The organism is Lacicoccus alkaliphilus DSM 16010 (assembly GCF_900142805.1).
Lineage (GTDB): Bacteria > Bacillota > Bacilli > Staphylococcales > Salinicoccaceae > Lacicoccus > Lacicoccus alkaliphilus.
The window spans coordinates 175,891-200,268 of sequence record NZ_FRCF01000002.1; the positions used below are offsets into that span (position 1 = coordinate 175,891).

A 24,378-nucleotide genomic window follows, 5' to 3' on the forward strand; every position below is an offset into this window, starting at 1 on the left:
GGAGGCAATATAATGGCTAGTGAAAAAATTACAACCAATAATGGAAAACTCAATGTACCAGACAATCCCGTCATCCCATTCATCATCGGTGACGGCACAGGACCGGACATCTGGAATGCTGCTCAAAAAGTGCTGGACGGCGCTGTAGAAAAAGCATATAACGGTGAAAAGGAAATCGACTGGAAAGAAGTGCTGGCAGGTCAGAAAGCATATGATGAAACAGGCGAATGGCTGCCTCAGGACACACTCGATGCAATCAATGAATATCTGATTGCGATCAAAGGGCCTCTCACGACACCCATCGGCGGCGGCATACGTTCATTGAACGTGGCACTGCGTCAGAAGCTGGACCTGTTCACATGCCTGCGTCCGGTGAGATATTTCGACGGTGTACCTTCACCGGTCAAACGCCCGGAAGATACCGACATGGTGATCTTCAGGGAAAATACTGAAGATATCTACGCCGGCATCGAATTCCAGGAAGGAACGGACGATGTCAAAAAGGTCATCGATTTCATCCGGAATGAAATGGGATCTGAAAACATCCGCTTCCCTGAAACTTCAGGCATCGGAATCAAGCCGGTATCAAAAGAAGGGACGGAGCGCCTCGTGCGTGCAGCGATCAATTATGCGATCGACAACAACCGTCCATCCGTGACACTCGTGCACAAAGGCAACATCATGAAATTCACGGAAGGTGCCTTCAAAGCTTGGGGCTACGACCTCGCTGAAAGGGAATTCGGGGATAAAGTGTTCACATGGAAGGAATACGATGAAATCGTTGAAAAAGACGGCCGCGAAGCTGCGGATAAAGCACAGGGCGAAGCTGAAGACGCCGGCAAGATCATCATCAAGGATTCGATTGCGGACATCTTCCTGCAGCAGATCCTCCTCCGTCCGAAGGAGTTCGGCGTGGTTGCGACGATGAACCTGAACGGTGACTACATTTCGGATGCACTTGCTGCGCAGGTCGGCGGCATCGGCATCGCACCGGGAGCGAACATCAACTACGAAACCGGTCATGCGATCTTTGAAGCGACACACGGTACTGCGCCGAAATACGCAGGACAGGACAAAGTGAACCCTTCATCCGTCATCCTTTCAGGTGTGCTGCTGCTTGAGCACATCGGATGGACCGAAGCGGCTGAATTGATCACCAAGGCAATGGAAAAGACGATCGCTTCCAAAGTTGTGACTTATGACTTTGCAAGACTGATGGACGGTGCAAAAGAAGTCAAATGCTCCGAATTCGGTGAAGAACTCGTCAAAAACATGGACTAATAAAGTGATGAAGCATGGCACTCTGTGCCATGCTTTTTTATTGGGCGGGCATTCGTATAACTGCTCTTTCCCGCCATACTTCCAACTCCCGGTCCACGGACGGGGATATTTGAAAATCAGGGTGTAAGCGTTTATAATGTGACGCGGCATCTCACCTTCATGGTGATTTTTATTTTTTTAGGGGGGAAGTTTGAATGGAAAATGGTAAAAGTAATCAAGGGTTCTTCCAAAAGTTTCTGGACTTTATAGAATGGCTGGGCAATAAACTGCCTCATCCGGTCACATTGTTTGCGATACTTGCAGGTCTGACTTTGATCGGATCGTGGATTTTCTCGATGATGGACGTATCGGTTGAGCATCCGGGAGAGGAAGAGGGGACTGTAGAAGTCACAAACCTTTTGAGTGTGGAAGGCATCAACTACATATTCCTGACTATGACAGATAATTTCATAAACTTCGCACCGCTCGGCGTCGTCCTGGTGACGATGCTCGGCATCGGGGTCGCCGAACATTCAGGTCTGATCAGCGCTGCATTGCGCGGATTTGTATTATCCATACCTAAAAGCCTGATCACAGCAGGACTGGTGTTTGCAGGCATCCGCTGGCAGGACTGGCTGCTGCATTTGCAGGGGTCTCGGCCGGGTTCTCGGCAAACCTGCTCCTCAGCGGGACGGATGTGATGCTCGCAGAGCTCAGCACTGCAGCTGCCGCGACGATAGACCCTGCCTACGCGGAAACGATGAACGTCACGATGAACTGGTTCTTCATCGCAACAAGTGTATTTGTACTGACGCTTGTCGGCTGGTTCGTATCTGATAAGATCGTCGAACCGCGACTTGGGAAGTTTTCACTTTCTGATGGTGCGGACACCGATGAAGAAGAAGAGGACTACATGGCACCCCTTACGAAAGTTGAAAAAAGAGGGATGCTGCTCGCATTCATCTCGGTCATCGTCGGCCTGATCCTTGCGGCGTCACTCGTCGCCTTCCCGGCATCACCGATGCGCGGGGACGAGGGGGCATACCTCGATACGATCATCCAGTCGCCGTTCATGGATGCACTGGTGCCAATCATCGCGATACTCTTCTTCATCCCGGGTCTAGTATACGGCATCGTGACCCGTACGATCAGGAATGATAAAGACGTGGCGGCACAGATGACCAAAACGATGGCCTCGATGGGCATGTTCATCGTGCTTGCGTTCACAGCGGGTCAGTTCGTTGCCTATTTCAACGAATCGAACCTGGGTCTGGTCATCGGCGTCTACGGGGCAGACATGCTTGAGAACATGAATTTGACGGGGATTCCGCTGATCATCGGTTTCGTTCTGGTGACGGCTTTCATCAACCTGTTCGTTGGAAGCGCAAGTGCGAAGTGGGCGATGATGGCACCGATTTTTGTGCCGATCATGATGCAGCTCGGCTATTCGCCGGAACTGACCACGATGGCATACCGCGTCGCCGATTCATCGACCAACATCATCACACCGTTGATGACATACTTTGCGATCATCATTGCATTTGCACAGAGGTATGACAGGAACATCGGCATCGGCACACTGATTTCAGTGATGGTGCCGTACTCGATCTTCTTCCTCGTCACCTGGAGCATAATGCTGATCGTCTGGATGCTGCTCGGCATTCCGCTCGGCCCGGATGCACCCATCCATTATCCTGGATAAGCAATTTTTCAAAGGCACAGTTCATACTGTGCCTTTTTTCATTTCTTTATCGATTTAAGACATGTATAATTTACAGTGATGATAATACAATCTGAGGAGACTGGTTCATGAAGAAGTTAATTTTAATCGATGGCAACAGTGTGGCTTTCAGGGCGTTTTACGGGCTGCCCCTATTATCCAATCAAAGCGGCCTGCATACGAATGCGGTCTTCGGTTATGCGAGGCTGCTCGAGCGCATCATAAAGGAAGAAGAGCCGACACACTTCCTCGTCGCTTTCGATGCAGGAAAGTCCACTTTCAGGCATAAGGAGTATAAGGACTATAAAGGCGGAAGGCAGTCGACTCCGCCGGAGCTCGGGGAACAGTTCGCACCGATCAGGCGGCTGATCGATGCCTATGGCATCAAACGTTTCGAGCTGGATGAGTACGAAGCGGATGACATCATAGGGACACTTTCAGACATGGCTGATAAAGAGAAGATGAAGACGATCATCATCACTGGGGATAAAGACCTCACCCAGCTTGCAAGTGAGCACACTGTCATATACTTCACCAAAAAGGGGATCAGTGACATCGAAGCATACACACCTGAGCGCATCAGGGAGATCTATGACCTGGAACCCGGACAGATCATCGACCTGAAAGGGCTGATGGGAGACAAGTCCGACAATATACCTGGCATACCGGGCGTCGGGGAGAAGACTGCCCTCAAGCTGCTGCATCAGTTCGACACGGTGGAGAAGGTGCTTGAGAATGCCGAGGCGGCAGGCGGCAAAAAACTTCAGGAGAAGCTGAAGGCGTTCAATGAAGAAGCACTCATGAGCAAGAGCCTTGCGACCATCCACAGGGAGGTGCCGCTGGATTTTGAAATCGACGACCTTGAATTCAGGAATGATTCCGAAGACAAGAAATATGAGTTGTTCAAAGAATATGAGTTCAATTCCCTGCTTCAAAAGATGGATGCAGCGGAGACCGAAGATATCAGCGCATTCGATGTCGCGATGACGGGGGAACTCTCTGAACTTGGGAAGAAAGTCTCCCTCCACCTTGAAGTCCATGCGGCCAACTATTTATATCACAGGCCGGAATTCATCGCAGTGACCGACGGGGAAAAAGTTTACGTCAAAAATATCGATGATGTTGATGCCGGAGCCCTGGAAGCATTCCTGGACGCACGCGAAGAAGTGAACGCGTATGACATCAAAAGACAGATTGCGCTGCTGCGCCAGCTCGGCATCGGGTTCACCGGTTTCACGCATGACATCATGATGGCCAGTTTCCTGCTGGACCCGTCGAAAAAGATCATCGATGTGGCGGAGACGGTGAGCCCCTACGGCATCAATATCAACAGCGATGACTTCCATTACGGCAAAGGGCGCAACAAGAAGACCCCGTCCGAAGAAGAAATGATCGAATTCCTTAAGGATAAGGTGATGGCCGTCCACAACGCAAAAGATGAAATGGTGGCAAAGCTTGCCGAGGATGAAATGGCGGACCTGTACCATGATCTTGAAGTGCCGCTTTCCAAAGTGCTCGCAGAAATGGAACTCAGGGGGATAAGCGTCCTGCCTGGGCGCCTTGTTGAAATGGAAGAGGAGATCGAGGGAAGACTTGAGGAGATGAAGTCGCACATCTATGAACTGGCCGGGGAGGAGTTCAACATCAACTCTCCGAAACAGCTGGGTGTGGTGCTGTTTGAAAAACTCGGCCTGCCTGTCATCAAAAAGACGAAGACCGGATACTCGACGGCCGTGGATGTGCTGGAAGCACTGCAGGACAAACATGAAATCATCCGGCATCTGCTGGATTACCGCACGATATCCAAGCTCCAGTCGACGTACGTGATCGGCCTGCAGAAGGAAGTGCGGGAGGATTCCAGAATCCATACACGCTTCAACCAGACGCTTGCACAGACCGGACGGCTGTCATCAGTTGAGCCGAACCTGCAGAACATACCGATCCGCCTGGATGAAGGACGGCGCATCAGGCGTGCATTCGTACCCAAAGATGAAAACCATGTACTGCTCGCGTTGGATTATTCACAGATTGAACTGCGCGTCCTTGCTGCAATCACTGGGGATGAGACGATGCAGGAGGCATTCACGAGCGACCTCGACATCCATACGAAGACGGCGATGGAAGTGTTCAACGTGGCACGTGAAGATGTCACATCGACGATGAGACGGAATGCCAAAGCGGTGAACTTCGGCATCGTCTACGGGATCAGCGACTATGGGCTCAGCCAGAACCTCGGCATTACACGTAAGGAGGCGAAGACTTTCATCGACAATTATCTTGCCTCCTTCCCGAAAGTCAAAGCATTCATGAGTTCGATCATCCAGGATGCCAAGCGGGACGGTTATGTGAAGACGCTGCTCAACAGGCGCCGCTACATCCCGGATGTCCACAATAAAAATTTCAATGCAAGGAGCGTGGCCGAACGGACGGCCATGAACTCCCCGATACAGGGCAGTGCAGCGGACATCATCAAGCTCGCCATGGTCAATTATGCCAAAGATGAAAAGGCCCAGGGTTTCAAGGCCGAGCTTCTGCTGCAGATCCACGATGAGCTGATCTTCGATGTACCGAAAGACGAAGTCGAAGATTTCATCACAGTGATTAAAAATATTATGGAGAATGCACTCGATATCGGTGTGCCGCTGAAAGTCGAACACGGCTACGGCAGTGACTGGTACGAAGTGAAGTAGGTGAGGATGTGCCGGAATTACCGGAAGTTGAATTGGTGAAAAGGGAACTGTCCACGGTTCAGAACCTGAAGATAGAAAGAGTTGAAGTTTCGGAGAAGGTGAGAAGCGGTCATAACTCCGGAAAACTGACGATCGTCAAAGAGCCGGTGGACACATTTACAGACAACGCGGAAAATATGAATATCATTTCGCTCGGACGCCGCGGAAAATACTTGTACTTCATCCTTCAAAATGATGATGAGGTGAAATACATGATCGGTCATCTGGGGATGAGCGGTGCATTTTTCCATCTGAAGACGCTGGATGAAATCGTCGAACAGAACTTCAGGAAACATTGGCAGGTCATATTCCACCTGTCCGACGAAACGATGCTTGTGTATGCAGATATCCGCCGGTTCGGCGAACTGAGGACGATAGACAGGCTGGGCGATTTCCTTCCCGTTGTCAGGATGGCGCCGGAATATGACGATGAAGGGGCGCTGGAACATTTCATCAGTGCTGTGAAGCACCCGAGGAATGCCGGAAAAGCGATCAAGGCGGTGATCATGGACAGTACCGTGGTGACAGGGGCAGGGAATATCTATGCCTGTGAGAGCCTTTATGATTCAGGCATCCTGCCGACAAGAAAAGCCGGGAACGTTTCAGTCAAAAGGCTCAGGGAACTGTTTCATTCGATCGTCGATGTGTTCGAGCTGTCGTTGTCCCAGGGCGGATCGACCATATCCGATTACCGGAGCTCGACCGGAGGGAGCGGGGAAATGCAGAATCGGTTCAAGGTATACCAGCGGAAAACCTGCCCTGCAGGGCATAATATAATGACCAGGGTCATCGCCGGGCGCAACACGTTCTACTGTACGAAGTGCCAGCGGTAGCTCTAAGAGAGGATTGCAGCGATGTATAAGGTGATCGGTTTGACGGGCGGTATTGCGAGTGGTAAGTCCACAGCATCCGCATACATAGAAGAACAGGGTTTCAAAGTGCTGGATGCGGACGTCTATGCGAGGAAAGTGACCGAAAAGGGCAGTCCGGGCTATCATAAGATAATCGATGCTTTCGGCGCGCACATTCTGGATGACGATGAAGAGATCGACCGGGCGGCCCTCGGCAAGATCATCTTCAATGATCCGGAAGAGAGGCAGAAACTGAATCAAATATCCCACCCGGAAATCCGGCGGATGATGAATGCGGACCAGGAGGCATTCATAAAAGAAGACCATGTCTTCCTGGACATACCGCTGCTGTTTGAAAACGGCCTGGACAAAAAGTGTGATTTGACCGTGACAGTCTATGTGACGAGGGAAAATCAGTTGGACAGGCTGATGTCGAGAAACGGTCTGAATGAAGCGGATGCTGCAGCGAGGATCAACAGCCAGATGTCCCTTGATGAGAAGAAAGCACTCAGTGACCGTGTGTTTGACAATAACGGCGAAGAGGAAAATTTGTTCAGGCAGATCGATGAATTCCTGAAAGAATTGCAAAATGAAGAATTGTAATAAATGGGCTTTTCTAAGAAATTAAATGTGTTATACTATTTATGAAAAGTATAACACGAAGGAGATTTATCATGAAAAAAGTTGCGATAAACGGGTTGGGCAGAATCGGCAGGATGGTTTTCAGGATTGCATCAGAATCCGAACATTTGGATGTTGTGGCAGTGAATGCAAGCTACCCGGCTGAAACGCTTGCTCATCTGATTAATTACGATTCAACTCACGGAAAGTGGCAGAAAAGAGTGGAGCCCAAAGAAGGTGCGCTGCTCATCGATGACCACGAGGTGAAGATTGTAAGCGACCGTAATCCTGAGAATTTACCCTGGTCCGACCTTGGTGTTGACATCGTGTTCGAGGCGACCGGCAAATTCAACAGTGAGGAAAAAGCTTCCGGACATATCAAAGCAGGGGCCAAAAAAGTGGTTCTGACCGGTCCGACCAAAGGCGGCAAAGTACAGACGGTCGTCGTCGGTGTGAATGATGAACACCTAAGTGTGGATGATTATACAGTATTCTCAAATGCTTCATGTACGACGAACTGCCTCGCTCCGGTCGCAAAAATACTGGATGACGAGTTTGGCATCATCAATGGTCTGATGACGACGGTCCATGCATATACAAATGATCAGAAGAGTATAGATAACCCGCATAAGGACCTGCGCCGTGCGCGTTCGGCTGCTGAAAACATCATACCGACCTCCACGGGTGCCGCAAAAGCCCTCGGTGAAGTGCTGCCTCAGCTTCAAGGGAAACTTGACGGCATGGCGCTTCGTGTACCGACACCAAACGTCTCCCTCGTCGACCTGGTGGTGGACCTTGAGAAGGAAGTGACGGCGGAGGAAGTGAACGGAATTTTCGAAAAGTATGCCGATGGCGATATGAAAGGCATCCTTGGTGTCACTTACGAGCCGCTTGTTTCCAGGGACTTCAACACTGATTCGAGAAGTTCCATCATCGATGCAAGCCTCACCATGGTCATGGACGACAATAAAGTCAAAGTGCTGGCATGGTACGACAACGAGTGGGCGTATTCCGTGCGCACCGTCGAACTGGCTGAAAAGATTGCGGAAAAACTATAAGCTGTCCCAAGCCCGGAGTGATTTCCGGGCTTTTTTTATTTCTATCTCTATAGAGAATGCATAAAATTTGATATAATATAAAGGAACAAAACGTTAAAAAGGGGTGATCATTTATGAAATGTCCACAATGCCAGCACAGCAGCTCAAAAGTGGTCGATTCACGCCATACGGATGAAATGGCAGCGATCCGGCGCCGGCGTGAGTGTGAGCGTTGCGGGTTTCGCTTCACTACATTCGAGCGGATAGAAGTCACACCTCTGGTCGTAGTGAAAAAAGACGGCACAAGGGAAGTCTTCAACAGGGATAAAGTGCTTGCAGGACTGCTCCGGGCGTGCGAGAAGCGGCCGATACCCTACAAAGAGCTTGAAAAACGCACGGACCAGGTCGAAGCGAGCTTACGAAACCTCAATAAGGCGGAAGTTTCATCAAATGATATCGGGGAGTTCGTCATGCAGGAGCTCATGACGCTTGATCAGGTGGCTTATGTCCGGTTCGCCTCCGTGTATAAGGAATTCAAAGATATAGACCAGCTGATGGAAGCTCTGAATCAGCTGACAAAAGGCAGCAACGACGATGAACATCAATAATCGTCTGAAGCCGAATACCGAGTTCATCATCTACAGGCCGATGCACGCCGGTGCAGACTATATGACGAGCCTGAATGAATTGTATCTGCCATTGATCGGTCCAAAGGCATCGATGGTTTATATTTACATGTTCGAATCGACGGAGCATCATGAGCCGCTCGCGATCCGTTTCCATAAGGAATTCATGGATGCCTTGTCCATATCATTGTCCGACCTGATGGAAATGATCCGTAAGCTGGAGGGCATCGGCCTGCTGAAGAGCCATGTCTCGAACAATGCACATGAAGACCTGTTCGTCTATGAACTGCTGCTCCCGCTCAGCCCCGCAGTCTTCTTCAAAGATCCGATGCTGAGCATGTACCTTTACGGAAAAGTAGGGAATGCCCAGTACAAAATCAGAAAAGAGCGCCTCGTATATCCGGCGCTCCCGGAAAACATCACTGAAGTGACGGCGAAATTCACCGAAGTCTTCAACCCGAATAACGACCCCGCGTTTACACTGCCGAAAGAGAACTTCAAACAGGAAGCTGTATCGGCCGGCGTCAATGTGGATCTCGATGATTTCGACTTCGAGGTCCTGTTCACCCATCTGAAGGGCACCATCATAGATCGTAAATACTTCACGAAAGAAGTCCGGATGCTGATCGTGAAACTGAGTGTACTCTTCAACCTGAATGCATATGACATGAAGAATATACTGCTGAAGGTGACATCGAATTACCACGGCATCGACACGGCCAAACTGAAATATGAAGCGAGGAAGTATTTCCAGATGGAATCGAAACAGGTCAGCCCCGTCCTTGAAGCCCCCGGTGGTGAAAACACCGGAGAGGGCCGTTCGGATTCGGATGCAGGCTATATCCGGATGCTGAATGAAACGAACCCGATCGACCGGCTGCGTGATCTGCGGCATGGCATGCCGACGGACATCGATTTGAAACTGGTCACCGACATCATAGTCAATACGACGCTCAGCCACGGTGTCGTCAATATACTGCTTGAATATGTTTATTTGAAAATGGAAGGCGAACTGCCTTATAATTACACGATGACCATCGCTAAGGACTGGATGGAAAAAGGGTACCAGCACCCAGATGAAGCTATCGCTGCCATAAAGGAGCGGGATGCACAGCAGGAGAAGCGGAAGCGGCGGTTCATACCTTCCGAACGCCAGGGTGAAAAGGCACCGAAATGGATGTCGAAGAAGCAGGACGCCCCGGCGGTGCAGAAACAAACGAAAAAAGAAAAGCCGGATAAAACGTCCGGCACTGTGAAGAAGACCGCCAAAGATGACCCGGAACTGCAGAAGATGATTGAGGAATTCAGAAAAAACAGGTGATAGTATGGAGCCGATCAACCAATTCATTAAAAACAACAGGAAAATAGAAGAAAACAACGAACGGATTTACCAGGAACTCATCCGCAACCCCAAAATTGTGGACCTGATTCAAGATGAGGAAAATCCGCTGACCGCTTCGATGATCAAAAACGACCTGATCACTTTGAAGCATTATGCAGATCAGCCGCTCGAATGCAGTGAAAACAGCGCAGGCGGCTGCGACAATCATCCTGACGGATATATCATCAACATTGAAATCCGGAACGGCCGTGCGAACATGTTCTACACGCCGTGCCCGATCAAGGTCAGGAATGATGAATTCAGGAAGCGTGAAAATCTGATCCAATCCTATCATGTGCCTGAAGACATCAAAAATGCGACGTTCGACACGATCTACCTCGATGAGGATTCGAACCGCAGCGAAGTGTTGAAAGAGGCGATTCAGGTGACGGAGGCGGTCGCTTCCGGTGAAGAGAGCCGGGGGCTGTATATCCACGGTGAATTCGGCATCGGCAAATCCTATATACTCGGATGCATCGCCAACGAATTGAAGGATAAGTCCGTCTCATCCCTGATCGTCTATGTGCCTGAAATACTCCGTGACCTGAAGTCCGGGTTCAGGGACGGCACGACGGATGAAAAGTACAGGGCCATCAAAAGTGCACATGTGCTCATCCTCGATGACCTCGGTGCCGAAGATGTCACCCCGTGGGCGCGGGACGAAGTGATCACGGGCATACTGCATTCCCGCATGGTCGAAAAGCTGCCGACGTTCATCAGCTCCAATTTCTCGATCGATGAGCTCGAGTACCGGTATTCACGGACGAAGGAGAATGGTGTGGAAGAGACGAAGGCCAGGCGGATGACGGAGCGCATACGCGCCCTGTGCAAAGAAGTCCGGATGACCGGCGATAACTACAGGACAAGGTGACTGTTGCGTTAAAATAATTTTTAAAGTATAATTAATCTGTAAATTTCATTAATAAAATTCAAAGGACGAGACACTGATGGGTTTTTTCAAAGAGAGCATATCATCTGCTGAAAGATGTGCATTAAACCGTCGGCCGTCACTACCTTTCGATTTGCCGGTTAATGCCCGGCCGGCCGGGACCGTTACATCCCGACTTGAGATGACCGGCGTGCGCCGGTCGTGAATCAGGGTGGTACCACGGTTATAGCCGTCCCTCTACTATACAGAGGGGCGTTTTTTTATTTTATGGGAGGATGAATGTTATGACAGAAGCGATTAAAATCAAATTTCCTGACGGCAATGCTAAAGAATATGATTTCGGCGTGACACCGGAGGAGGTTGCCGCATCAATCAGCCCAGGGCTGAAAAAGGCGGCGGTTGCTGCTAAGGTCGACGGTGAGATGTACGACCTCCGCCGGCCGATCGAAGCGAGCAGCGACATAGAACTGTTCACCAACAAGAATGAAGAAGGGCTGGAAGTGCTCAGGCACTCGACGGCGCACCTGATGGCGCAGGCACTGAAGAGATTATACGGTGATGTGAAGTTTGGTGTCGGCCCGGTCATAGATGAAGGATTCTACTATGACTTCGATATGGAGGAGAGCATTTCCTCAGAAGATTTCCCGAAAATCGAAAAAGAGATGCAGCGCATCGTGGATGAGAATGTGGAGATTGAACGCCGGGTCCTCTCACGTGATGAAGTGAAGGAGCTGTTCAAGGACGATCCATACAAGCAGGAGCTGATCGAGGCGATTCCTGAAGATGAGTCCGTCACCATCTATTCCCAGGGGGAATTCACAGATCTCTGCCGCGGGGTCCACGTGCCGACGACATCCAAAATTAAATCCTTCAAGCTGTTATCGACGGCAGGTGCATACTGGCGCGGTGATTCGGATAACAAGATGCTCCAGAGGATCTATGGCACCGCGTTCTTCAACAAGAAAGACCTGAATGCCCATCTTCAACTGCTGGAAGAACGCAAAGAGCGTGACCACCGTAAAATCGGCAAGGAGATGAAACTCTTCCAGAACAGTCAGGAAGTGGGGGCGGGGCTGCCTTTATGGCTGCCGAACGGCGCGACGATCCGCCGAGAAATCGAGCGATACATCGTCGATAAGGAAGTCTCCCTCGGTTATGACCATGTATATACACCAATCATGGCGAGTGTCGATCTGTACAAGACGAGCGGGCACTGGGATCATTACCACGAAGATATGTTCCCGCCGATGGACATGGATGGCGAGGAACTCGTGCTCCGGCCGATGAACTGTCCGCACCATATGATGATTTATAAAAATGAAAAGCATTCATACAGGGAGCTGCCGATCCGCATTGCAGAGCTCGGCATGATGCACCGGTATGAAGCGAGCGGGGCGGTCAGCGGCTTGCAGCGCGTCCGCGGCATGGTTTTGAACGATGCCCATGTCTTCGTGAGACCCGATCAGATCAAGGAAGAGTTCATCCGCGTCGTCCAGCTGATCATCGAAGTGTATAAGGATTTTGGCATCGAAGACTATTCCTTCCGTCTGAGCTACCGTGATCCCGAGGATACGGATAAATACTTCGATGATGATGAGATGTGGCAGAAAGCGGAAGCGATGCTGAAGGAAGCAGTCGATGAGATGGACCTGGAATATGTGGAAGCTGAAGGCGAAGCTGCATTCTACGGCCCGAAGCTCGATGTGCAGGTGCAGACCGCACTCGGCAAGGAAGAGACTCTGTCCACGGTGCAGCTGGACTTCCTGCTGCCTGAAAAATTCGACCTGACTTACACAGGCAGTGACGGCGCAGCACACCGTCCAGTCGTCATCCACCGCGGCGTCGTCTCCACGATGGAACGCTTCGTCGCATTCCTGACTGAAGAGTACAAGGGTGCATTCCCGCTGTGGCTCGCACCGCAGCAGGTGGAAATCATCCCGGTCAACCTCGACCTTCATTACGACTATGCGAGAAGCGTGCAGGACGAGATGAAATCACACGGCATCCGCGTCCGCATCGATGACCGCAATGAGAAGCTCGGCTACAAGATCCGTGATGCACAGATGCGTAAAGTCCCTTATCAGGTGGTGATCGGCGATAAGGAAATTGAAAGCAATGAAGTGAACGTCCGCAAATATGGGGATGAGAAACAGAACACTTTCGAGAAGGAAGAATTCGTCTGGCACCTCGTCGATGAAATCAGGCTCAAAAAAAGCTTGACAAAATAACAGGTGGCCTGTATAGTAGTAAGAGTTGATAAGAACGGACAAGAAGGAGCACCCGCTTCTCACCCGCAAACGCTTATAAAGCAGTGACCGGGTTTCAAAAATACTATGCGTATACGGGATTCGTATGCTGCATGAATGTATTGATGGTGATTAGCGGGCGCATTTACATGCACCCGCTATTTTTTTGTTCGTCTTAAATATTCTGGAGGTGTCAAAGATAGCAAAAGACCAAACAATCATTAATGATCGTATTCGCGCCAAAGAGGTTCGTTTAATTGCACAGGACGGTGAACAGCTCGGTGTCAAACCGACGAGGGAAGCTATGGAAATGGCAGAACGTGTGGAATTGGATCTGGTACTGGTTGCACCTAAGGCCAAGCCGCCTGTTGCCCGCATCATGGACTATGGAAAGTACAGGTACGAACAGCAGAAGAAAGATAAAGAAGCACGTAAAAAGCAGAAGACAATCAGTTTAAAGGAAATCAGACTCTCGCCAACGATTGAAGAACATGATTTCAACACTAAATTGAGAAATGCGAAGAAGTTCATTGCCAAAGAAGATAAAGTCAAAGTTTCCATACGTTTCCGCGGTCGTGCAATCACCCACAAAGATATCGGTCGTAAAGTATTGGAACGTTTTGCTGAGGAACTCAAAGATGTTGCAACAGTCGAACAGAGACCTAAAATGGAAGGCCGTTCCATGTTCCTGGTTGTTGCACCCATCACAGAAAACAAATAACCATTAAATTCGGAGGTCAGAAAAATGCCAAAAATGAAATCACACAAAGGTTACGCAAAACGCGTAAAGAAAACCGGCACAGGTAAATTCAAACGTGGCAGAGCGTTCACAAGCCACTTATTCGCAAACAAGTCTACAAAACAAAAACGTCATCTGAGAAAGGCGACTTTAGTTGCCAAATCAGATTCAAAAAGACTGAAGCACTTACTGGCACGCGCTAAATAAAACACTTTTTCAAGGAGGAATAAACGATGACACGTGTAAAAAACGGATTGACGTCACGTAAAAGACGTAAAAAAGTATTAAAGCAGGCAAAAGGGTACGTCGGTTCCAAGAGTACTCTGTTCAGAACAGCAAAACAGCAGGTAATCAAATCAGGTCAGTATGCATACCGTGACCGTAAAAATAAAAAGCGTGAATTCAGAAAGCTCTGGATTACACGTATCAACGCAGCAGCACGTCAAAATGACATCAGCTACAGCCGTCTGATGAATGGCCTCAAAGTGGCAGGCATCGACGTGAACAGAAAAATGCTTTCAGAAATTGCGATTTCTGATGAAGCGGCATTTGCTGAGCTTGCAAACAAAGCGAAAGACGCTTTGTCTAAATAAGTAATATAATATATAGGTATTGGAACCCCGCTGAACAGATGCAGCGGGGTTTTTTGTCATGCTTTTTTTGAGGGGCTGGGAGACCAGGGTAATTTGGCTTCTACCGGGGCGCAGCCGAAGCGTAAATTATATGGCACTTCGATTAAGTCAGACTAATCCGATGAAGATAATCGAATATCGTCCCTGAAATCGATTAAGTTGGAGGACTTTCACGAAGATAATCGAATATCGTCCCTGAAATCGATTAAGTTGGAGGAATTTCACGAAGATAATCGAATATCGTCCCTGAAATCGATTAAGTTGGAAAAATCCGTGAAGATAATCGACTTTCAGGATCATTCCTCCAAAATTGTAAGCGCAGCCATCCTTCACCTGTCACACTTCAATTCCTGATATAGCAAAAAGCTATATCGAGTTATTCAAAAATACTGTTATTCTATATCCCATAGACATGGTAGCATTTATCCAATACATAAATTGGAGTGGTGGTCATGACAAAGGTAAATACTAAAAACATATATCGTGCGGATCAGGTGGGGAGCCTCCTCAGGCCTGAACGGATCAAAAATGCGAGACGCGAGCTTGAGGCGGGGGAAATCACTCCAGAGGAGCTCAGACAAATAGAAGATGAAGAAATAAAGAGAGTCGTGAAAAAGCAGAAAGAAGCCGGACTTGAAGCGGTCACAGACGGTGAATTCCGCCGTGCATGGTGGCATTTCGATTTCCTCGAGCACCTGACGGGTGTCGAAGGTTACTGGAGTGGCGACGGCATTCAGTTCCAGGGCAAAGCGACGAAATCACGTGCCATCAAAGTCACCGGTCAACTCGGCTTTGATGAGCATCCTTTCCTGGAGGACTTCAAATTCCTGAACGAGCAGGCAGGGGAGCACACGGCAAAAGTGACGATACCGAGCCCGAGCATGCTGCACTTCCGAGGTGAAGTGGATTCGGCGGTCTACCCGGATGAAGCAATCTTCTTCGAAGACCTTGCGGCAGCTTACAAGACGGCAATCAGGAAGTTTTATGATGCAGGATGCAGATACCTGCAGCTGGATGATACGGCATGGGCATACCTTTGCTCGGATGAGCAGAAAGAACAATTGAAGAAAAAGGGGCTGGATCCTGATCATCTCGTGGAGAAATATCTCGAGACGATCAACAAGGCAGTGGCGGACCGTCCGGAAGATCTCAAGATTACGATGCACATCTGCCGCGGAAACTTCCGCTCCACATGGATCTCTTCAGGAGGTTATGAGCCGGTGGCTGCAGAAATTTTCGGAAAGCTCAACATCGATGGCTTCTTCCTCGAGTATGATACGGAGCGTGCCGGCGGGTTCGAACCGCTGCGCCACGTGGAACGGGATGACCTGACGATCGTCCTCGGACTCATCACTTCAAAGCACGGCGAACTGGAAGACAAGGAAGAAGTGAAGAAGCGCGTTGAAGAAGCTTCAAAATTCGTGCCGCTCGATCAGCTGGCACTCAGTCCGCAGTGCGGCTTCGCCTCGACAGAGGAGGGCAACCTGCTGACTGAGGACGAGCAGTGGGAGAAGATCCGGCATGTCGTCCAGATTGCAGGAGAAGTATGGTCATAATCAAACAATAGATTTTTTATATCAGGAGGGGTTAATGTGCGGAAAGTGCACGTGGAAGAGGCGATCGATAAAAGCCGCTTCAATAAGTTCCATCTGCTCGTGTTTCTATGGTGTTTCTTTGCCATCGCTTTTGACGGATTCGATATCGCATTATATGGAATAGGACTTCCGCACATGATGGAAGACTTCGGCTTATCCGCTGCCGAAGGCGGTGCCATCGGCAGCTATGCCCTGATCGGCATGATGCTCGGCACTTTCGTGCTCGGTTCCTTCTCCGATGTCATCGGGAGGAAACGCATACTGGTCATCTGCCTCGTGCTCATCAGTGTATTCAATGCACTGGCAGGCCTTGCGACAAGTGCAACGATGTTTCTGGTGTTCCGTTTCATCGGAGCAATCGGGATGGGCGGTCTGATGCCTGTCGTGATCTCATTCATGAGCGAATATTCCCCGAAGAAGAACAGGGCCCTGACTGTTGCAATGATGTACACCGGCTATTCGATCGGAGCCATCATCGCCTCCCTCACTGCAATGTATTTCATTGAGAGCCTGGGATGGCGGTTCATGTATCTGCTGAGCGCACTGCCGCTGCTCGCACTGCCGTTCCTGATCAAACAGTTCCCGGAATCGATTTCCTACCACCTGCCGAGAGGGCATAAGGAAAAAGTTGCTGAAATACTGAACAGGGCGAATCCTGGCGGCAATTATGATAAGGCGGATGAATTCGTTTATACAGCAGCCAAAAAAGGTTCCAAAGGCCTTCCGGTCGGACAGTTGTTCACGGACAACCGTGCGATCACAACAATCGCTTTCTGGGTCATGGTGTTCAGCTGCCTGATGATGATTTACGGTCTGAACACATGGCTGCCGACGATGATGCAGGAGTCAGGGTTCAATGTCGCCTCAAGCATGTCGTTCATCATGATACTTGCACTCGGCCAGATCATCGGCTCGCTCACCGGTGGTTATATGGTCGACCGGATCGGCCATAAGAATGTGCTCCTCACGATGTACCTGATCGGCGCTGTATGCTTCATCGCTTTGAGCATCACGCAGCAGCCGCTGCTCATCTATGTGCTGATCGCGATCGGCGGGGCATGTACGGGTGGTACGCAAAATCTGGTGAACCCATACATCAGCGCCTTCTATCCGTCGGATATCAGGGGAACCGGCCTAAGCATGGCCGTCGGCATCGGCAGGCTCGGCTCCATCACAGCGCCGTTATTGATTGGTTTGGTGCTGATGACGAACCTGGAGCCGCAGACTGCCTTCATGGCATTCGCCATACCAAGCCTCCTCGGGGGCACTGCATTATTGTTCGTCCGTGAAAGAAGCGGTAAGACGGTGCAGACTGCCGCGCCCGTTGCAGGTGAGACTTAAAATAAAGACATTCATCAAATATAAAAGTGGGTCCCTTAACATAAAGGGACCCACTTTTTAATTTTTCCAGCCACTTTGATTTTGGCCGGATCAAGGTCTTGCATTCGTCCTTCTTCTTGTATATCATACTTTACGAGTAGGAAATGTATGCCATCATTATGGAAGGATGAATAGGATGAATAAAAAGCTACCATTACTACTGCTGCCGGTGCTTCTTTTGCTTGTGGCCTGCACGGATGACGGGGATGTGGATCCGGAAGCAGAAAATGGGACGGAGGGCGAAGCTGAGGGCGGCGGGGATTTCGTCGTATCATACGGCAGTGATCTGACTTCCCTCGATCCGCACGCTGTAAGTGATCTGCCATCAGATCAGGTCAACACCAACATTTATGAAACGCTGCTCACGCAGGATGAGGAAATGGAGATCGAGCCGCTCCTTGCCGAGGACTGGGAACAGACGGATGACAACACTTGGGTCTTCAACCTGCGTGAAGATGTGACGTTCCATGACGGCAGCGTATTCAATGCAGAAGCAGTCAAGGCGAATTTCGACCGTCTGCTGGATCCTGCGACCGCATCAGCGAGGATGAACCTGTTTGAAATGATAGAGGAAGTGGCGGTCGTCGATGAGTATACGGTCGAGATCACTACGGAATATCCGTTTGCACCGCTCCTCAACCACCTGACAAGTGACGGTGCGAGCATGATCAGCAAGGAGGTCATCGATGAAGACTACGGATCGGCACTTGAATCTGCAGGTTCGGATATGACTGTAGAAGACTATTATGAATTGAGGGAAGCCGGCGGCGAGGAGTATGAAGCTGTAGTGGATGACATCTCAGGCGAAGTGGGGACTGTGGTGGAACAACAGCCCATCGGCACGAACTATGCCCAATTCGAGGAAAGGAATCCCGGTGAGAGCACCACATTATCGAGATTCGATGATTACTGGGGCGGAGCGATGAACCTGGATACAGTGACCTACAGGGTCGTCTCGGAGACCGGTTCGAGGATTGCCGAGCTCGAGACGGGCGAATCCCATATGATCGGCGGATTCGAGCCGAACCATCTGCAGCGCATCGAGGATAACGATGAAACCGAATCTTACACGCTCTATAATATCGCAGTGGAATTCATCGGGTTCAACACGCAAAAAGAACCACTTGACGATAAAAGGGTGAGGCAGGCGATCTCGCATGTCGTGGATAAAGAGGAAATCATCGACGGCATATACAGCGGCACCGGCAGGATTCCTGCAGGGCCGATCCAGCCCGAACTGCTCGGGCATGATGAGGATTTGGAAGGGCTTGAACATGATGTCGAACGCGCACAGGAACTGATGGCGGAAGCCGGATATGAAGACGGCTTTGACATCAGCATCATCACCAATGATGCGCCGGAGCGGGTCGATGTCGCGATCTACCTGCAGGAAGCACTGCAGGAAATCAATGTGGATGCCACCGTCGACCAGCTGGAATGGGGTGCCTACCTTGAAGAGACCGGCACTGGCGATCATGACATCTTCATCCTCGGCTGGCCGAATCCGACAGGCGACCCGGACCAGTCCGTATGGCCATTGTTCCATTCATCAATGGAAGGCAGCCAGGGGAACCGCACCTTCACCGATGATGAAAGGATCGATGAACTGCTTGAAGCGGGAAGGACGACGACTGATGAGGCAGAACGTGTGGAAATTTACCATGAATTGCAGGAAATCCTTGTGGACGAGGCACCGATGATCTATATGAGGCAGGCGCTCAGCATGAACGCCCAGCGCAGTGACGTGGAAGGATTGTACATCAACAACTATAATAAGCCGGATTTCCGAGATGTGACTTTAAGCGAATAAAAAGATATGCAACAAGTAAACCCACCAGTGCAGACTGGTGGGTTTAAATTTGATCAGAACTTTTAAAAGTGTTCAGCTGTTTTAATCCAGTGCATCCGACACTTTGACGATCTGTTTGCCGAGGTTGTCCCCGGTGAAAAGATTCCTGAATGCTTTCGGCAGCTTATCGAAGCCTGCCTCAATGGACACTTCGGATTTGATCTTCCCTTCTTCTATCCATTTTGCGAGCTGCTCGCTGGCCTCTTTAGCCTCATCCTTGAATTGGCCGACGAGGAATCCCTGCATCAGGGCTTGGGATTTCACCAGTTTGGCCTGTACGCGCGGCCCGTTGTCCTCTTTACTGTTGTAGGCTGAAATTGCACCGCACACGGGTATTCTGGCAAAACGGTTCAAATGGTTGAACACTTCATCCGACACCGGGCCGCCGACATTTTCAAAATACACATCGATTCCATCAGGCACCGCTTCAGCAAGCCTTTCGGCATAATCATCGGCCTTGTAGTCCACACCTTCATCGAACCCGAGATTGTCGGTGAGGTGCTTCACTTTTTCAGGACCGCCTGCAATCCCGACGACCCTTGCACCTTTGATTTTGGCGATCTGTCCGACGACGGACCCCACGGCGCCCGATGCTGCAGAGACGACGACGGTTTCACCTTCCTGTGGCTTTCCTATATTCAGTAGACCACCGTATGCGGTGTGCCCCGGCATGCCGAGTGTGCTGAGGTATAGATACAGCGGCACTTCCGTCGACGGCACTTTATTGACCGCATCACCCGAGACGGTAATGAATTTCTTCCACGGCAGGGCACCTGTCACGACATCCCCGTTTTCAAAACCGTCCGCATTGGATTCGACGACTTTGCCGATGATGTGGCCGGCCAGCGGTGCATCAATCTTAAATGGTTCAACATATGATTTCGCATCGTTCATCCGTCCGCGCATGTACGGATCGACTGATATATAGACACTTTCTATCAGCAGTTCCCCGTCACCGGGTGAGCCCGTCTCAACTTCCTCATATCTGAAAACCTCGTCGCCGGGCACCCCGTCCGGGTGCTCTGCCAAAACAATTTGTTCATTCTTCAAGATAATCCTCCTCAGTGTAATGAAATGGTTCACTTCTCCCTTACCCGGTATGCACGAGATTCAAATAATGGATTCAGTTACATCATGGAGGGTCCTCATGACTCCAGGTCGGTTCATACGGTAAAAACCATTGATTTCAAAAAAACATCATTTCATCAATTTCCTGGATAGCGGTGATACACCAAGACTTTGAATGCCGAGTGACAACAAAACAGCGGCAAATGAGAGGGAAATGATCAGTTCGGCATCTCCTGGACTGCTTTGGGCATAGAGGCTCAATATGAGATAAACGGACATGGAACCCTTAAGGCCCGACCATGAAATCAACACCGATTCCCGCCAACTGATATGCCGGCGCCAGTGCGGAAATAATTGAGTGGTGGTTGTAATGATGATGAAACGGACGAGCAGGGCAAGGGCAAAGATGATGAATGCAAACCCCCATCCGTCAAAGACAAGGAATTTGGCCGCCTGAACGCCAATCAACAGGAAAAGCAGTGAAAGTATCGACAGTTCAGCGATGCCCCAAAAGCCATCCAGCGCCTCCCTGAAGTGATCTTCCCTGGTGGCCCGCCCATATTCGAAGGACAGCATGATGCCTGCAAAAACTGTTGCGAGCACACCGGATACACCGATGGCTTCAGCCAGGTTGAAGGTGCCATAAGCCAATATGATACTCAACATCACTTGATATTGCTTGTGATGGGTGAGATGTACGGCTTTGCCCATCAGCCATCCCAATGCGAGACCAAGCAATGTCCCTCCCAATGAAACAAGGAGGAATTCCCAAAAAAATGATAAGATACTGACCGATTCGCTCCCGGTGAACATGCCGGCGAGTGTACTGAAAATGACGATGCTCGTGCCGTCATTGATCAACGATTCACCCTCGACCACTTCGACCACCTTCATATCACCGGAAGCGCTTTTGATGATTGATGTGACGGACACCGGATCGGTTGGTGTGAGGATTGATGCAATCAGAAGCGCGCCGAGGAACGATATGGAAACGAAGGGGCCGCTCAATACATATATCAGTGCGCCGAGCAGTGCCACTGTCAAGATTATTCCGACGGTGGCGAGGAAAGTGATGATGCCGGCATTTTTTCTGAAGCCTTCTGCCGGGAACTGATAGGCGGCGGTGAACAGCAGCGCCGGAAGAAACACATGGTAAACCATGCTCTCCGTCACTTCAATTGAAGAAAAGTAGGGCATGAAGTGCAGACTGACACCACACAGCACTAAAATGACCGGTACCGGAAAGTTCTCTTGCTTTTTATCGATGGTAAAAACAATATAACCGATCAATAAAAGCAGTATCATCTGTGAAGCGGACAAGACGACACCCCCCCTGTGTATAGTTAACTTTCAATTCCCTCGTCAGTTTTACATAAACCCTTCACATCTCCCCGAGGACTGCACAACCATCCTTTAATGAGATTTCCAGGTGGTCAGTTCATCATTGAAAAGGCCGGGGAGAGTGTTCACAAAATACAATCACACTCTGGTATGATTGTATGTAAAGAATGCCATTATATTAAAAGAAGATCATGCCCGGAAGGAGGCCGGAATACATATTGAAAAAATCAGTGCTCGTCTTACTCGCCATTTCCGTCATCTGCATTGCGTTCGCTGCCATATTCGTGAAACTGTCCGGGGCGCCGGCAAGCATCATCAGTATGTACAGGATGTTTTTTGCAAGTCTCCTGCTGGCACCTGTCGTCTATAAATACAGGCGCGAGTTACTTAAGCTGACTGCAAGGGAGTGGGGCGCTTTAATCATTGCAGGCTTGTTCCTCGCCATGCATTTCGGCTTCTGGTTCGAATCCCTGCACCTGACATCCGTCGCAAGTTCGACGGTCATCCTCGCGCTGCAGCCGATCATCGCGATGGTCGGGGCCTACCTGGTGTACAGGGAAAAGGTGAGTGCCAGAGTGGCGGTTTCAGTGTTCGTCTCCTTCCTCGGGGTCGTCCTCATCAGCTGGGGGGATTTCAGCCTTACGGACCTGAGTGCCATCACGGGGAACTTCCTCTCGTTCCTGGGAGCAGTGGCGGTCGTCTGCTACTTCATGATCGGGCAGAATGCAGTGCGCAGCCTGAAGCACTGGGTTTACAGTTTCCTCGTCTTCAGCATCGCCGGGGTGTTCCTGTTGACCTACAACATCATCACAAATACCGAACTGTTTGAATATCCGCCAGGAGAGTGGCTGTTATTCGTGCTGCTCGCGATTTTCCCGACGATTGCACACGTCATATTCAACTACTTATTATATGAAGTCAGCCCCACCACCGTGTCGATGGCAATGCTGCTCGAACCGGTGGGGGCCTCCATACTCGCCTTCTTCATACTTTCAGAAACTCTGGGGCCCCTTCAGCTTGTGGGCGGAGTGATTGTACTGGGCGGCGTCTATATCTTCCTGAAGAGTCAGGGGCGGGGGAAACATGTGAAAACATGACCCGATTACACTATGACAGTCTGTAAATACGAATGATTTTTATGGTATAAGGGTATTGAAGTTAAGATAAGAAGTTTTATCTTAACGGAGGTGCACGAATGAAAAGACATTTTCGCTTGATCATACTTGGGGGCGGTGCCGGCGGGATTTCCACCGCAAGCAGCATATTAAGCAAGAAAAAAGATCTGAAAAATGAAGTCCTCATCATAGAACCGAGTGAGTATCACTTCTTCCAGCCGGGCTGGCCGCTTGTCGGGAGCGGGGAAATGAAGCCCGAATCGACGAAGAAACCGACGGAAAAAGTGATACCGAAAGGCGCCAGATGGATGAAGGCGTTTGTGGACAGTGTTGATCCCGTCAAACGGGAAGTGACAGCAGGGGGGACGACGGTCAGCTACGACTTCATGGTGGTGGCGATGGGCCTTGAATTGGATTTTGACTCGATCAAGGGGGCTAAGGCCGCACTCGGTAAAAACGGCGTCACTACAAACTACCTGTACAATTTGACAGGGTACACGTATGAATCGCTCAAAAATACGATGACGGGGAATATAGTGGTATCAAGACCCCGGTCAAAAATCAAAGGTGGAGTTTCAGCTGAAAACTCGATATTCACCATGGATGATTACATTAAGAAACATGATCGTGAGGCCAATATTGTCTTCAGGTCGGGCCGTGCTGAAATATTCGAGGTGAAGAAATACAGTGACAGCCTGAAAGAGCAGCTGGAAGCAAAAAACATCGATTATAAACTGAATGAGGAACTGGTTGAAGTCCGGGGTGAGGAGAAAGAAGCGGTGTTCAAAAACCATGAAACAGGAGAGCGGCATACGGTGCCGTTTGAGATGCTGGTCATCACACCGCCGATGCATGGACCGGCCGCATTGAATGGATCCGGGCTGCTTGATGACGGGGGCTGGGTGGATGTAGATAAGCACACCATGATGCACAACACTTACACGACTGTATTTTCACTCGGGGACGCCGCCAGCCTGCCGACGGTGAAGATGGGTGCTGCAGTCAGGGAACAATACAAAATCCTTGTCGATAATCTCATTGAACGCATGGAGGACAAAGACCCGAGCCATATATATGAAGGCAAAACGGCATGTCCGGTCGCTACAGAGTACGGAGAGTTGATCCTGGCGGAATTCGGTTATGACAACATACCGAAGGAAACCACTTTCCTGGATCAGTCCGATGATAAGAAACTGTTCTACCAGTTCAAGAAGAATATGCTGCCGTTCATGTACTGGTACGGACTGTTAAACGGAAAGGCATAGACGAGTCAAAAAGATGACTGCCGATCGGCAGTCA

General features: G+C 50.0%; 19 protein-coding genes and 1 pseudogene. 18 read left to right on the forward strand and 2 right to left on the reverse strand.

Annotation, left to right across the window (positions count from 1 at the left end; genetic code table 11):
- The first annotated feature begins 9 nt into the window (after positions 1–9).
- From icd to BUA12_RS01125, 16 genes and pseudogenes are all read left to right on the forward strand, one after another.
- A complete protein-coding gene (icd, locus tag BUA12_RS01045; protein WP_178138221.1) occupies positions 10–1,281 on the forward strand; it encodes an NADP-dependent isocitrate dehydrogenase in 1,272 nt (423 codons plus the stop codon).
- A gap of 194 nt (positions 1,282–1,475) precedes the next feature.
- Positions 1,476–2,962 (forward strand): annotated as a pseudogene (locus tag BUA12_RS01050) (AbgT family transporter).
- 107 nt (positions 2,963–3,069) lie between these two features.
- Complete coding sequence (polA, locus tag BUA12_RS01055) at positions 3,070–5,670, forward strand: DNA polymerase I (RefSeq protein ID WP_072707477.1); 2,601 nt, start codon at positions 3,070–3,072, stop codon at positions 5,668–5,670.
- An 8-nt stretch (positions 5,671–5,678) separates the two neighbouring features.
- A complete protein-coding gene (locus BUA12_RS01060) occupies positions 5,679–6,542 on the forward strand; it encodes an Fpg/Nei family DNA glycosylase (RefSeq protein ID WP_072707479.1) in 864 nt (287 codons plus the stop codon).
- A 21-nt stretch (positions 6,543–6,563) separates the two neighbouring features.
- On the forward strand, positions 6,564–7,163 hold the full coding sequence (gene coaE / locus BUA12_RS01065; RefSeq protein WP_072707481.1) for a dephospho-CoA kinase: 600 nt from the start codon (positions 6,564–6,566) through the stop codon (positions 7,161–7,163).
- Between the two features lie 68 nt (positions 7,164–7,231).
- Complete coding sequence (locus BUA12_RS01070; protein WP_143146082.1) at positions 7,232–8,239, forward strand: glyceraldehyde-3-phosphate dehydrogenase; 1,008 nt, start codon at positions 7,232–7,234, stop codon at positions 8,237–8,239.
- A gap of 113 nt (positions 8,240–8,352) precedes the next feature.
- The gene (nrdR, locus tag BUA12_RS01075; protein WP_072707485.1) at positions 8,353–8,826 is read left to right on the forward strand and encodes a transcriptional regulator NrdR; all 474 of its coding nucleotides are present in this window, start codon (positions 8,353–8,355) and stop codon (positions 8,824–8,826) included.
- Positions 8,813–10,165, forward strand: a complete 1,353-nt coding sequence (locus tag BUA12_RS01080) for a replication initiation and membrane attachment family protein (RefSeq protein ID WP_072707486.1) — start codon at positions 8,813–8,815, stop codon at positions 10,163–10,165. The genes nrdR and BUA12_RS01080 overlap by 14 nt, the downstream gene beginning before the upstream one ends.
- 4 nt (positions 10,166–10,169) lie before the next feature.
- Positions 10,170–11,096 carry a primosomal protein DnaI gene (gene dnaI / locus BUA12_RS01085; RefSeq protein ID WP_072707488.1) on the forward strand — a complete coding sequence of 309 codons (927 nt, stop codon included), beginning with the start codon at positions 10,170–10,172 and terminating at the stop codon, positions 11,094–11,096.
- 302 nt (positions 11,097–11,398) lie between these two features.
- A complete protein-coding gene (gene thrS / locus BUA12_RS01090) occupies positions 11,399–13,342 on the forward strand; it encodes a threonine--tRNA ligase (RefSeq protein WP_072707490.1) in 1,944 nt (647 codons plus the stop codon).
- A gap of 208 nt (positions 13,343–13,550) precedes the next feature.
- Entirely contained in the window at positions 13,551–14,081 is a 531-nt protein-coding gene (gene infC / locus BUA12_RS01095) for a translation initiation factor IF-3 (RefSeq protein WP_072708831.1), read from the forward strand.
- A 24-nt stretch (positions 14,082–14,105) separates the two neighbouring features.
- Positions 14,106–14,306 (forward strand): 50S ribosomal protein L35, encoded by a 201-nt coding sequence (gene rpmI, locus BUA12_RS01100; protein ID WP_072707492.1) that lies wholly within the window; start codon positions 14,106–14,108, stop codon positions 14,304–14,306.
- Between the two features lie 26 nt (positions 14,307–14,332).
- Complete coding sequence (gene rplT, locus BUA12_RS01105) at positions 14,333–14,692, forward strand: 50S ribosomal protein L20 (protein ID WP_072707494.1); 360 nt, start codon at positions 14,333–14,335, stop codon at positions 14,690–14,692.
- Between the two features lie 491 nt (positions 14,693–15,183).
- Positions 15,184–16,287, forward strand: a complete 1,104-nt coding sequence (locus tag BUA12_RS01115; protein WP_072707498.1) for a 5-methyltetrahydropteroyltriglutamate--homocysteine S-methyltransferase — start codon at positions 15,184–15,186, stop codon at positions 16,285–16,287.
- Between the two features lie 36 nt (positions 16,288–16,323).
- Positions 16,324–17,667, forward strand: coding sequence for an MFS transporter (locus tag BUA12_RS01120; RefSeq protein WP_072707500.1), 1,344 nt, complete (start codon positions 16,324–16,326; stop codon positions 17,665–17,667).
- Positions 17,668–17,842: 175 nt separating this feature from the next.
- Complete coding sequence (locus BUA12_RS01125) at positions 17,843–19,516, forward strand: glutathione ABC transporter substrate-binding protein (RefSeq protein ID WP_072707502.1); 1,674 nt, start codon at positions 17,843–17,845, stop codon at positions 19,514–19,516.
- Between the two features lie 81 nt (positions 19,517–19,597).
- Here BUA12_RS01125 and BUA12_RS01130 read toward each other — a convergent pair whose 3' ends face one another.
- Positions 19,598–20,605, reverse strand: coding sequence for an NADP-dependent oxidoreductase (locus tag BUA12_RS01130; protein WP_072707504.1), 1,008 nt, complete (start codon positions 20,603–20,605; stop codon positions 19,598–19,600).
- Between the two features lie 147 nt (positions 20,606–20,752).
- Positions 20,753–21,943 (reverse strand): cation:proton antiporter, encoded by a 1,191-nt coding sequence (locus tag BUA12_RS01135; protein WP_072707506.1) that lies wholly within the window; start codon positions 21,941–21,943, stop codon positions 20,753–20,755.
- A 239-nt stretch (positions 21,944–22,182) separates the two neighbouring features.
- On the opposite strand from BUA12_RS01135, the gene BUA12_RS01140 reads away from it, so the two are divergent.
- Complete coding sequence (locus BUA12_RS01140) at positions 22,183–23,061, forward strand: DMT family transporter (RefSeq protein WP_084669802.1); 879 nt, start codon at positions 22,183–22,185, stop codon at positions 23,059–23,061.
- Positions 23,062–23,159: 98 nt separating this feature from the next.
- Complete coding sequence (locus tag BUA12_RS01145; RefSeq protein WP_072707510.1) at positions 23,160–24,344, forward strand: NAD(P)/FAD-dependent oxidoreductase; 1,185 nt, start codon at positions 23,160–23,162, stop codon at positions 24,342–24,344.
- The last annotated feature ends 34 nt before the right edge of the window (positions 24,345–24,378 follow it).